The sequence below is a fragment of the Streptomyces sp. NPDC018263 genome, from assembly GCF_055562575.1.
Window position 1 is genome coordinate 344472 of sequence record NZ_JBVHFA010000001.1, and the last position, 12388, is coordinate 356859.

The window sequence follows — 12388 nt, forward strand, 5'->3', positions numbered from 1 at the left end:
TCAGGCAGCGGCCGGAGCGGACTCGACGGCGGGGGCGGCGATCGGCTTCACGTGGCCCGGGGCGGGGCGGAAGGCGTCCAGGCCGGGCAGGTGGGGGGTGCGGTCGGCGTGCTTGTTGCAGAGGTTCACGGCCTGGCGCAGCGAGGTGTGCGGGGCGCGGATGCGGTGCCAACCGCCCGTGGAGTCACCGGCGATGGCGATCCCGCGCGCTTCGGCAGGGATCGTGATCGCGGCGAGCACGGCGTCCGGCGAGATGTCGCCGAAGGCCATGTTCGCGCTGGTTTCGTCGTTGACGCGGTGTGCGGTGCGGCCGGTGAGCTGGGCGCGGAGCATGGTGATGCCCTTGCCGAGTTCGGAGCCGAAGCGCTGCCCGCAGATCTCCAGATAGATGCCGGCCGCACGGCCGAGCTGGGCCAGGCGGACCAGAGCGGTGATGATCCGGTCCCGCCGCTTCTCCTGCTCCTTGTTGGCGAACAGGGCGAGTTCGGCGACCTCGTCGACTAGGACCACGACCGGCACCGGCCGGACGTCTTCGGGCAGGTCCCAGATGTCGGCGGCGATCTCCGCATCCGGCACGCTCACACTGATGGACTGGTGGGAGCGGATGAGGCGGTAGACGTCCTCCATGTGGGATACGAGGGCATCGAGGATCTCGGCGGCGGTGTCGGGGTTGTCGGCCAGCGCGGAGAACCGGCGGGCCAGCGGGAACAGCTCCACACCCTGTTTGCAGTCGATGCCGACCAGCGCGACGTCCAGCGGCGCGAGGCCGGCCACGAGGTTGCGCTGATAGACCGACTTCCCCGACTCCGTGGCCCCGAGGGTGAGCGCGTGGGGCACGGCCCGGTAGTCGCGGTAGTGGACCGAGCCGTCTTCACGCAGGGCGACCGGGACCCGCATGGGCCGGGTGTCATCGGCCGGGGTCGGCATCTGCACCCGCCGGAGCACGTCGTAGCCGGTCATGCGCAGCTCGACGACGCCCGAGCGCAGCTCTCGCGAGGTGACGCCGTACATGCCGAAGGAGTGCCGCAGCCGGTCGGCGGAGGCGGCGACGTCGAAGGCGTCCTGTCCGGGGCGGAGCTTGAGCCGGAGGACCAGGCCGGTCCGGGTCGGCCGCACCCGCAGGATGCGCGGGGCGCGCGGGCGGGGAATGGGCCGGTTGGTCATCCGGGCCAGGGCCAGGCGCCAGCGGGGGGCCGGGACGGTGAGGCCGCAGGCGTCCATGACCGAGCCGTACCGGACCAGGACCCGCAGCGCGGCGAGGGCGACCCCGAAGGTCAGCCAGTACCAGGCGGGGCGCCGCCACCGCAGGAGACCCGCAGCAGCGACGACCAGCACCAGGGCGACGGTCAACCACGTCACGGCTCAGGCCGCCTTCGAGGCGGAGCCCGCAGCGGCCAGCGAGGTCACCGCCACCGCGCGAAAGGCGATGCCGTGCCGCTTCTGGCCGTTGAACTCGTTCTCCCACGCCGAGGCGACCAGGCCCGTCAGCGCGACCGGGGTGCCCATGGCCAGGTCCTCGGAGACGCCGGGCTGCGGGACGGTGAGCTTGAGGATTTCGACCTCATCGGGCGTGGAGAACATGACCTCCACGACCATCAGGGTGACACCGTCCTTGTCGACGGCGATCTCACCGGTACGACGGTCCTTCACCTTGGGCTGCGGGGCCTTGGCGACCATCACGGTGGCGTTGGTGGTGTCCACGGGAATTTGACGCATCGTCTTGTCTCCTATTGGGCCGAGGTGTTGACCGACATCCCGTCGGTGAGATCAGGAGACCGTGAGGGAGGGTGGACGCATCACCATCCGTATGGACGTTTGGGGACGTCTGAGCTACCGTCAAAACGTCCCTAGCGGTCCCAGTGAAGGTCACGTCATGGCGAACGAGCGTCTGCGCGCGGCGATTTCAGCGAAGGGTGAGACGATCCAGTCCGTTGCCGAGCACGTCGGTGTGGATCCCAAGAGCGTCGAGCGGTGGATCACCACCGGCCGCACCCCGCATCGCGGGCACCGCTGGAAGGCGGCGAGCCTCCTCGGAGTCGACGAGGTCTACATCTGGCCGTCCGTGGAGAAGCAGGCGGAGAAGGCCAGCACGTCCGAGCTGATCACGTACTACCCGCACCGTGGCGCGGTGCCCGCCCCGCTCTGGTCATCCCTGATCGAGAAGGCGACGGACCAGGTCGACATCCTTGTGTACGCCGGACTGTTCCTCTTCGACAGCAATCCGGACCTGCCGGACCAGCTGGCCGAGAAGGCGAAGGCCGGCGCCCAGGTCCGCATCCTGCTCGGCGATCCCGCCTCCGAAGCGGTCCGGCAGCGCGGCGAAGAGGAGGGCATCGGCAACGACCTGGCCGCACGCGCCCGGATCACCCGGCGCTACCTCGAACCCGCCATGTCGACGCCCGGCGTCGAAGTCAGGCTGCACGACACGATCCTCTACAACTCGATCTACCGGTTCGACGAGGACGTTCTCGTGAACCCGCACGTCCTCGGAGCTCCCGCCGGCCAGAACCCGGTGATGCACTTCCGGTATCTCCCAGGAGCGCGGACCTTCCGGCACTACATGCGGAGCTTCGATCACGCGTGGGAGCGGGGCCGGGCGGCATAACAGGCTCCGGACGTGCAACGCTGAACGCATGGCCCGTGTCGACTACTTCAACGACCCCAACGCCCCGAAGGCGAACAGCCTCGTCCCCTCCGTGACCGCCGTGGCACGCAACGAGGCCGGGGAAGTCCTGCTGATCCACAAGACCGACAACGATCTTTGGGCCCTGCCCGGAGGCGGCATCGACCTGGGCGAGTCAGCGCCCGACGCAGCAGTACGCGAGACGAAGGAAGAGACCGGCTTCGACGTGGAGGTGACCGGCCTCGTCGGCATTTACACCAACCCCGGGCACGTCATGGCGTACGACGACGGCGAGGTCCGTCAGCAGTTCTCCATCTGCTTCCACGCCCGCATCACCGGCGGCGAGCTGCGGACGAGCAGCGAGAGCAAGGAAGTGGCCTTCGTCGACCCGAGCAAGCTGGACGAGCTGAACATCCACCCGTCGATGCGCATGCGGATCGATCACGGCCTGGCCGATCGGACGAAGCCCTACATCGGCTGATGCGCCATGCGGCCGCGGGTCCGCTCGACAGCTCCCCGGAGGTACGGCCGCGCCTTGCTGATCGCGTTGTGAACCTCGCTGCCCGGCTCGTAGCGGACAAGGATCTCGTCGATCCGGGTGTCGAAGTCGAAGGACTGCCCGGCGGGGCCGGTCGTCATATCCGCGAAGATCAGAGCGTCCAGGACCGGGGAGTCTTCCCGCTCGTAGACGGCCAGCTCGGCCGACAGTCCCCGCTGTTCCGCCTCGTACACGGCCCCGGAGTGGTGGGCGACCAGCCGCACCAAGCGCGCCGGCGCATCCAGCGATTCGAGGTGTCGAGCACCGTCGAGGGGATGGAAGCCGGTGTCGCGCAGCTCGGGTGCGTAGCCGATGTCGTGCAGCCATGCGGCAGCGACGAGGAGATCCCGGTCCGTCTCGGACACAGCCACGGCAGCCTCGCGAGCCCGGGCGGCCACGGCTTGGGTGTGCAGCCAGCGGTTCCCGAGCGGAGGAAGCAGGGACTCAGCGAGTTCGGCCGCTCCCTGCGGCGTGTCCAGTGCAGAAGGCATGGATGGAACGGTAGCCGAGTCGAGGAGTGAGCCGACAGCCCACGATCAGCAGTTGCCGATCATGGGTGCGGTAAGACTTTCCCTACGTTCATCAAGCCCCGGCTGCGCTCCGCTCCGCCGGGCGCGCTTCCCGGCTCTGGCTGCGCCCGCGCTCCTGCCTTCGGCCCGCTCGGCGCTGCCGCCGCCGACGCGCGCCCACATGTGGAAAGGGCCGGTGGCCATGAGTCGATCACCGTGTGGCGCGGCCCAAGGTCAAGACGATGCCTCCGGCGGGGGATCGGCCGGCACCGGGATGGAGGGGGCGCCGTTTCCGGCCGCGGGCCCGTAGTGGCGTGGGCGGGGTGCTCCCATCCCGTCCACCGCCGACCCAGGCAGAGCCGAGCAGACGCGGCCCATGGCGTCCAGGTCGTTCGTACAGTGGCGCGCTCCACCTGGACGCCATGAACCACGCCCGCTCCACGGTGTGTGGGTCGACGGCGGACGGGATGGGAGCTGGGGTTGGTGGGGGTAAGGGCTGTGGAATTCGGTACGAGGGTCGTGCAGTAACCCCTAGCATCAACTCATGGCATGGGATGAAAAATTTTCGTTTCGCGATTGCCCCTGGTGCGGCCTCACGAACACGAGGCTTGAGACCAAGACCGTCAACCAGGCGATCACGAGACGGGATGGGACAGTCCGCTACTGGGGGACTCTTGGATGCCCCTCATGTGGCAGTGCTGTCCTGATCGAACACGGCGACCCCAACGCCCGCTACGCCAGCCCGATTACCGTGGTACCGGCGGGAAAGGAAGGGGAAACAACCATTCGCCACCTTCCTGAGGATGTCGAACGGTATTACTTGGGCGCCATTCGTGTGCTGCGGGTGGGAGTTCCCGACGCGGCTGCTGTGCAGCTCCGACGCACGCTGGAGGCTGCTGCTGCTCACTTCGGCATCAAGGAGAAGGTGCTGATGAAGAGCATTGAGAAGCTCATCGAAGACGGTCATGTAACGCAGTCATTCGCGCCGGTGCTGCATCACATCCGTGCAGTCGGCAACGTTGGGGCACATGCGAGTGACGAGGACGTTGACCAGGCAGCAGCCGAAGGCGCACTGCGCTTCACCACCCAGCTCCTTCGCAACCTGTTCGAGGTTCCTGGCGAGCTAAGCGAGCTGACCAAGCAACCCACGCAAGCAGCCTTGCCGCCTGCGCCGAACGGGGCACCTGCTGCGGGTGGCCCTCCTGGCGTCTAGCTGTCGAACAGACCGAGGAGTGAAGGCGGAGTAACCAGGTCTGTGTCTGACCCGTCTACGCCGGTTTGTCAAGGAACTCGTAGCCTCTGACATCAATGCCTGACACCAACAGACACGGACAGCAGCGGGCGAAGCCGGATCGCAGCGAACCTTCCGATCAGGTGCAGAGACTGTTGACCGAAGTGGACGACTCCCCATGATCGACCTGACAAGGATGAGCACAGACCTCAAAGCCTCGGCCTCGTATGGGCGCCGTCCTCTTGTCGGCCGGCGCGCGTCGCCTTGACTCGGTCATTGAGACTCCGCCGACCTCTGCCGTTCGAAGCCCACAGCGTCCATCCTCGGGTTATGGCGCTTTCCGCTGACGTCCTCGAACTGTGCCGGGCAACGTTCGCTCAGGAGAATCTGGAGACGTTCCTCTGGTACGGAGAAGATCCTGAGGAGACCGTCAGGCCGGAGACACGAGCGTACGCGGTGGACTTCATGAACGGTTTCGCTGACAAGAACATGCCGAAACCACCGCCGTCTTCGAGCTGAGCTGGGCCGCCTGTGGGCCGTCCGAGAGCGGCTGACAGCAACCAACGCTGAGAACCACCGACAGCTAAGTAGCAGGTCGCAGCGTTGATCGATTACACGGCCGCAGGACAGGGACCCAGCCCTTCACTTCTTCCATTACTGCCGGCACTCAATGGTGCCTGATCGGAACAATCGGACGACTTGGACGCCCCGAGTCGGGGGGTGACCACGATGCGACCCTAGAAGTCGGCGACGCCCTGTGTCGGGCCGGCGACCGGAGTCTGGTTGCTAACAAGTTGGCGGAGGTGGCCGAAGCCGCCCCGAAGCGCGTCGCGGGACCGATACCCTGCGAGAACCAAGTGAGCGGTACATCTAGAGAGGGCAGCCTTGTCGTCACTGAGCAACCTCCTGCGTCAGGTGGAGCAAAAGGATCGGGCGCTGGCCGACGACCTCCGTGACCACATCAAGGCACTAACCGAGCGGCGTGCGTTCGGACTCAACTTCGAGCGTCACACCCCCGAGACCGTCGAACTGCCGGGCAGGCCGATCAGGAAGGGCGACAAGGTCCGCTTTCTTGCACCCCGCGGGCAGGGCCCCAACGTCGTCGACCAGCGCCTGTGGCGAGTCTTGAACATCAGTCGGACCGACGACGGTCGAGTGGCCTCGTTGGCGCGGAAGGTGAGCCCAGACACCGACGAGGTCGAGACAACCAGCCGGGCCTGCGACGACCTGATCGTCGTGGCTGAGTTTCGCGACCCGATCTATCCAGGCCTGGTGTCAACCGGGAAGATCGAACGTGGCGGCGATAAGCCGTTCCATACCCTCATCAACGCTGAGAACTTCCACGCGCTGCAGACGCTGCTGTACACGCATGAAGGAAAGATCGACGCAATCTATATTGATCCCCCGTATAATACGGGGGCCCGCGACTGGAAGTACAACAACGACTATGTCGACGGCGAGGACATATATCGCCACTCCAAGTGGCTAGCGTTCTTGGAACGCCGCCTCAAGTTGGCGAAGCGACTCCTCAAGCCACATGACTCGGTTCTCATCGTCACCATTGACGAGAAGGAGTATCTCCGTCTAGGCCTCCTCTTGGAACAAACCTTCCCAGAGGCCGACATCCAGATGGTTTCGTCTGTCATCAACCGGGCGGGCTCGTCCCGGGCAGGCCGGTTCGCGCGTGTGGACGAATATATCTTTTACGTATTCATCGGTGACGGGCGCATCTCCCCTTGGGTCTCAACCATGCTCGACGACGCCACTGACGAGGGCACGTTGAAGCCGAAGACGATGCCGACAGTCTGGTTCACAGCGATGCGGCGTGGGACCGCTTCTGCCGAGCGACGCGCTCGGCCTGCGCTCTTCTACCCGGTTATTCTGGACCGCGAATCTGGCGCACTCGTCAAGGTGGGCGACCCGATACCAAAGGACGCGCCGAAGTCAGAGGTGGTCCTGGAGCCCGGCACGGTGGCAGTGTGGCCGATTGCAAGTGACGGACGCGAGCAGACGTGGCGGTTCTCTGCCGCGAAGATGCGCGAATACTTTGCGGCAGGTACGGCGCGGCTGGGCAAGCGTGACCCTGAAACAGGACTGCGCCCAATCACCTATCTCCAGCCCGGAACTCTCGCGAATATCGCTAACGGGACATTCGTGGTTACCGGCAGGAGTCTAGAAGGTTCCTTGGAACTCGCTCTGGCTGACGGGGCGAAGAAAGTCGTCACCCCGCGCAGCGTGTGGAGTCAGACGAGCCACTTTGCTCGTGACCACGGCTCACACCTAATCAAATCTCTCTTGGGCGAGAAAAGGTTCGACTTTCCCAAGTCGCTGTATGCCGTGGAGGATTCGCTGCGCTTTGTCGTTGCCGATAAGCCTGACGCCGTCATCCTCGACTTCTTCGCCGGCTCTGGCACCACCGCTCACGCGGTAATGCGGCTGAACGAGCAGGACAGTGGTCGCAGGCGGTCCATTAGCGTGACGAACAACGAAGTTGGCGCGGAGGAGCAGGCAGGCCTGCGCGCACGTGGCCTGCGACCCGGTGACGCCGACTGGGAGGCACTAGGTATCTGTGATTACGTCACGAAACCTCGTATCAAGGCTGCCGTCACAGGGCTGACTCCGAGCGGAGAGCCGGTCAAGGGTGACTACAAGTTCACTTCCGAGTTTCCAATGGCAGATGGATTCGAGGAGAATGTCGAGTTCTTCACCATGACATACGAGGCCCCGAGGTCTGTCGCGCACCATCGCTCGTTCGAAGCAGTCGCGCCGATACTGTGGCTCAGGGGTGGAGCCGAAGGAACGCGAATCGACAAGGCAACCGACGATTTCGCGGTCGCCGACACGTACGGAGTGCTGTTCGACCTGGACGCCTCGCACGCTTTCCTTGACGCCCTCGCGGCCGCTGAGCGGGTGCGAGTGGCATTCATCGTGACCGACGACGATCGAGCGTTCCAAATGGTCTGCTCCGAGTTGCCGCCTCACGTCGAACCGGTCCGGCTCTACGAGTCCTACCTGACCAACTTCAAGATCAACACGGGCCGGGAGTGACCGATGAAGTACACCCTCAAGGAATATCAGGCCGATGCGGTCGGCCAGATGCTCACCTACTTTGCCGATGCCCGCGACGACTACCATGGCAAGGGTAGAAGCGTGTCATTCTCGCTCGCTGCCACCACGGGTGCGGGCAAGACCGTCATGGCCTCGGCCGTCATCGAAGGGCTGTTCTTCGGCGACCCGGACTGGGACTTCGAAGCTGACCCTGGCGCAGTTGTCCTGTGGTTCACAGACGACCCGTCCCTGAACGAACAGACGAAGGCGCGGATTCTCGATGCGTCCGGGGACCGCATCGCCTACTCCCGCCTCCAAATTATTGAGAACACCTTTAATCGGGACAAATTCGAACCCGGGAAGGTGTATTTCCTTAACTCGCAGAAGTTGTCTAAAAACTCCCTCCTGGTCCGCGGCGCTGTAGAGGACAGCGATACGCTCTTTGAGCGGGACGCTACGCCGGATCTTCGGCAGCACACAATCTGGGACACTATCCGCAACACCATCGAGGACGACCGGCTGACCCTCTATCTGGTCCTCGACGAGGCACACAAGGGCATGAGGCGCCGCACCACCGCGGACAATGCCGAGCAGCAGACCATCGTGAAGCGGCTCGTCAACGGCGCCAACGGCGTCCCACCCATCCCGGTGGTGTGGGGTATCTCCGCGACGATCGAGCGATTCACCGAAGCCATGAAGGACGTCGAGGGTAGGTACCCCTATCCGCACTACGAGATCGACCCAGCACTGATCCAGGAGTCTGGCCTCCTAAAGGACGACATCCGGCTCGACTTCCCGGCCAAGCAGGGTACTTTCGACACGGTGCTGCTTAAGCGCGGCACCCGCAAGGTCAAGGCTGCTGGACGATTGTGGGAGCAGTACGCCGAGACCCAGGACTCCCCCGGCGACACGGTCGTTCCGCTGCTCGTGGTGCAGGTGCCGAACACGCCCTCGAGGGAACTGCTGCAGAGCGCCGTGGACGCGGTTCGCGAGGAATGGCCTGAGCTTCCTGGTGACGGAATCGCGCACGTATTTGGTAACCACACACCCATCCAGATCGGGGACTTCGAGGTCCCGCACATCGCGCCGGAGAAGGTACAGGAGGCTAGCCATATCCGTGTCCTGCTCGCTAAGGACGCGATCTCGACCGGCTGGGACTGCCCCCGTGCCGAGGTGCTGGTGTCGTACCGGCCCGCGACCGACAAGACACACATCACCCAGTTGCTCGGGCGCATGGTCCGCACACCTCTAGCTCGCCGCATCGCAGGAGATGACCGGCTCAACTCCGTCGAATGTGTGCTGCCGCTCTTCAACCGAGCAACTGCGACAGAGGTCGCCGACATCTTGCTCGGAAAGAAGTCGGAGGGTGATGACGGCAACGGCGGGACCGGTGGCGGCGCCGGGCGGCGGGTGCTCATCGATCCCGTCGACATGCACGTCAACGAGGCGATCCCGGCATACGTGTGGGAAGCGTTCGATGCTCTTCCCTCTCAGTCCCTACCAAAGAGAGCCGCGAAGCCTACCAAGCGGCTCTCCGGCCTTGCTCAGGCGCTTTCTCGCGACGGACTCCTCCCCAACGCCCGAAAGTCTGCCCATGCCGAAATGTTCGCTGTGCTGGACGGACTTATGGCCCGCCACAAGAAGGAGATTGAGGCCGCCACCTACGGACTTCTCGACGTCGAAGGCGAGACCATAGTCGCCTCAGTCACCGGCAAGAAGGTCGCAGACCCCGAAAAGTTCCACGAGATCGCAGACGAGCGTTCCATAGAGGCTGACTTCAAGAACGCCCAGCGCGTCCTCTCCGCTGACCTCGCCCGCAAGTACGCCGACCACATCGCTGTCGCAGACGAAGACGACGACGGCCTATTCGACGCTCACCTCAAGGTCGCAGCTCTGGCCCAAGTCGACGGTGTCCAGGCCGAACTCGACCGCGAAGCCACCGCGCTCACGAACAACTGGCTGGCGCAGTACCGGGTTGACATCAGGGGTCTGACCGACGAGCGGCAGGCGGTCTACGATGACATCCGAGCAATGTCGACAGAGCCCCAGCGCATCGACATTCGCCGGCCCAAGGTCCGCGCCGAGGAGACCGCGACAGGCGAGGAGGGCACCAAGGTCGACACCAGACCACAGCACCTTATGTCCGACGAGAACGGCAACTTCCCGATCGGCTCCCTCAACGCATGGGAGACGGCCGTACTCGACACCGAGCGAACCCGCTCCGGGTTCCTCGCCTGGTATCGCAACCCCGGACGAGCCTCTGATGATTCTCTGGCGGTCGCGTACAAGGACGGAAAGGGCAACTGGCGCCGGATGTGCCCTGATTTTTTGTTCTTCCACGGCACCGAGGCCAACGTAAGGGTTTCCATCGTCGACCCACACGGGTTCCACCTCAGCGACGCGCTTTCGAAATTGCGAGGCCTCGCAGACTTCACCGTCGAATACGGCGACGAGTTCCACCGGATCGAAGCCGTTGCGCAGATAAAGGACAGAACCCTCCGTGTGCTCGACTTGAAAAACGACAGCGTACGTCGGGCCATCGAGCAGGCGGACGATGTCGAACGCCTGTACCTCAGCAGTGTCGCAACGGACTACTACTGATCTTGAACGGGTAAAGTCGCCTGGTCTCCTGGCGGGTGGGCGCCGGTTCGATTACGGCTGGTGGCTTGATGTATGGCGCATGCCGGAGGCGTTGCAGTGCTGTCGCGATATACAGCAAGCGCTCCCCCGCCCGGTAGCGTCCTCCCAGGGCCGTACCACGACCGGTATGGCCGCCACCGACCGATCCACAGAGCTATGGGATCAGCCAGACGGTTCGTGGACTATCCGTGGACGAGTGATCGCTAACCGACCGGCCGGGAGTCCGCGACCTGCGCATACGTTCAGAAGCAACAAGCCCTCCGGAGCCGTGTGCGCAGGTTCGAATCCTGCCGGGGGCACCTTGGATTAGGTGCCCAAAGACCCCGTCACCAGCGGAAACGCTGAGGCCGGGGTCTTCGCGTATGTGCGTCGGGGCTGAGGACTGTCACAGGCTGAGGCCGCTATCGAGAGCATCGCTTACAGAGATCTCGTGGAACTCACATGTGCCAGGCAGGGCTCAGTCACGTCATAGACCTTGAAAACCTCACCGTGCAGCAGCCACAGCTGCGGAGCAGAATTAGCCGGCCCCACTCAGCGTTTGCGAAAGCTGCGGAGCATCTTTCCCGCGCCGCTGGCCGACTTCAGGTGTTCGTTCTCCGCTGCCAACTCGGCTACCTGTACCACCAGCCCGGCGGCCAGGGACTGGAGTGCCTTGTACTGGCTTGTCTTGTGGTTCCAGGCAAAGGCCGCCCCCGTGGCGGCAAGAGTGAGAAGGCTGACGCCGATGCCTGCCACAACCTTGCCCGTGCCGGAATTGCCTTCTGCCGGAGCGGAAGTGCCGTGGCCCGTCCGGGACTGGTGTTGTTGGAGATCATCGAGATCGTCGCTCTCGTACGAGCACGCCCCGCATCGGTAATCGGTCATCGGTCTTCCTTTCCCCCGAGCAGGTGACTCTGCCACAGCTCGCGTGATTGCGGCAGTCACTTGGTGAAGCGTTGGCCCTTCGGGGTGCGGGCGATCACCCCAGTGCCGACAGCACTCGTGTCCGCCGCCAGTTGCAGCGGACTGACTCCCAGCGCTGCGGCTATCTCGGGTGCGAGGTCGAACGCCGCCTCTTTCCATATGGCCGCGTGCTCGTCCGATTCCGTCGCCTCGTCCCAGGCGCTCCGCAAGCCGAGTTCCGCTCGGCGCTCCCTTTCGACGGGCAGAGGTTCTCCTAGCGTCAGGTAGGTGTTCTCACCCTCACCGGTCTCGCAGTAGCGCCGTAGTACGACGCCGTTTTCCGCGACAAGCCATGCGGAACCATCGCCCCGAGCACCGTAGTAGTACGCCTGGGCCCGACCGTAGCGGGTGCTCAGGTTCGCGCAGAGCCGGCTTACCTCCTCACTGCGGGCGGTGTCGCACGGGTCACACCATGGACCGATGACCAGGGTCCAGCCAGCGAGTTCCGGGCTGACGTACACGCGAGCCATGCCGTCGGGATTTTCGTGGCCGTCTTCGTCGACGATGTCCGCGGCTTCGGCGAAGGTTATGACGCGGGGCTGGACCAGTCCCATCGCCTTCATGACCCCCGCTTGATCGCCGGTAGACACGGCGATCCAGGAGAGCCAGCAGGAGGAAAGGACTCTGGGTGAATCGTCCGCTGAATCGTGCACGAGCACACACTGCCAGGGAGTGTACGGACGGCGGCGGCCGGGCCAGGTCGATACCGGTTGCTGAACGCGAGTCTGCCGGCCAGCGTTTGGTTGAGGCCGGACCGGGCCCGCGTGAGTTGAGACTTGTGGGGACCCGGGGCTGTTTCGAGCTTCGTGATCCGGGGTGCGGCGGCTTGTCGGGACTCAGAAGTCGACGGCAAATAG

Annotated in this window: 10 protein-coding genes; 5 read left to right on the plus strand and 5 right to left on the minus strand. The window is 64.6% G+C overall.

Annotated features, from left to right (window positions below):
• Together ACZ3HQ_RS01580 and ACZ3HQ_RS01585 are read right to left on the minus strand one after the other, a co-directional pair.
• Complete coding sequence (locus ACZ3HQ_RS01580) at nucleotides 1-1359, minus strand: FtsK/SpoIIIE domain-containing protein (protein WP_467507048.1); 1359 nt, start codon at nucleotides 1357-1359, stop codon at nucleotides 1-3.
• Nucleotides 1360-1362: 3 nt separating this feature from the next.
• Nucleotides 1363-1716 (minus strand): SCO3933 family regulatory protein, encoded by a 354-nt coding sequence (locus ACZ3HQ_RS01585; RefSeq protein ID WP_467507049.1) that lies wholly within the window; start codon nucleotides 1714-1716, stop codon nucleotides 1363-1365.
• 157 nt (nucleotides 1717-1873) lie between these two features.
• Between ACZ3HQ_RS01585 and ACZ3HQ_RS01590 the strand changes: the two genes are divergently transcribed.
• Nucleotides 1874-2605, plus strand: a complete 732-nt coding sequence (locus ACZ3HQ_RS01590; protein ID WP_467507051.1) for an XRE family transcriptional regulator — start codon at nucleotides 1874-1876, stop codon at nucleotides 2603-2605.
• Between the two features lie 28 nt (nucleotides 2606-2633).
• On the plus strand, nucleotides 2634-3104 hold the full coding sequence (locus tag ACZ3HQ_RS01595; RefSeq protein ID WP_467507052.1) for an NUDIX hydrolase: 471 nt from the start codon (nucleotides 2634-2636) through the stop codon (nucleotides 3102-3104).
• Here ACZ3HQ_RS01595 and ACZ3HQ_RS01600 read toward each other — a convergent pair.
• Nucleotides 3092-3652, minus strand: coding sequence for an HD domain-containing protein (locus ACZ3HQ_RS01600; protein ID WP_467507053.1), 561 nt, complete (start codon nucleotides 3650-3652; stop codon nucleotides 3092-3094). The genes ACZ3HQ_RS01595 and ACZ3HQ_RS01600 overlap by 13 nt on opposite strands.
• Nucleotides 3653-4214: 562 nt before the next feature.
• Between ACZ3HQ_RS01600 and ACZ3HQ_RS01605 the strand changes: the two genes are divergently transcribed.
• The 3 genes from ACZ3HQ_RS01605 to ACZ3HQ_RS01615 all read left to right on the plus strand — a co-directional run bounded on the left by ACZ3HQ_RS01605 (nucleotide 4215) and on the right by ACZ3HQ_RS01615 (nucleotide 10550).
• Nucleotides 4215-4883, plus strand: a complete 669-nt coding sequence (locus tag ACZ3HQ_RS01605; protein WP_467507055.1) for a DUF4145 domain-containing protein — start codon at nucleotides 4215-4217, stop codon at nucleotides 4881-4883.
• A gap of 933 nt (nucleotides 4884-5816) precedes the next feature.
• A complete protein-coding gene (locus tag ACZ3HQ_RS01610) occupies nucleotides 5817-7949 on the plus strand; it encodes a site-specific DNA-methyltransferase (protein ID WP_467507057.1) in 2133 nt (710 codons plus the stop codon).
• Nucleotides 7950-7952: 3 nt separating this feature from the next.
• Nucleotides 7953-10550: a DEAD/DEAH box helicase gene (locus ACZ3HQ_RS01615; protein WP_467507058.1), complete on the plus strand. Its 2598-nt coding sequence runs from the start codon at nucleotides 7953-7955 to the stop codon at nucleotides 10548-10550.
• Between the two features lie 570 nt (nucleotides 10551-11120).
• Here the strand turns inward: ACZ3HQ_RS01615 and ACZ3HQ_RS01620 are convergent.
• Nucleotides 11121-11453, minus strand: coding sequence for a hypothetical protein (locus tag ACZ3HQ_RS01620; RefSeq protein ID WP_467507059.1), 333 nt, complete (start codon nucleotides 11451-11453; stop codon nucleotides 11121-11123).
• A gap of 56 nt (nucleotides 11454-11509) precedes the next feature.
• Complete coding sequence (locus ACZ3HQ_RS01625) at nucleotides 11510-12190, minus strand: hypothetical protein (RefSeq protein ID WP_467507060.1); 681 nt, start codon at nucleotides 12188-12190, stop codon at nucleotides 11510-11512.
• Between the last annotated feature and the right edge of the window lie 198 nt (nucleotides 12191-12388).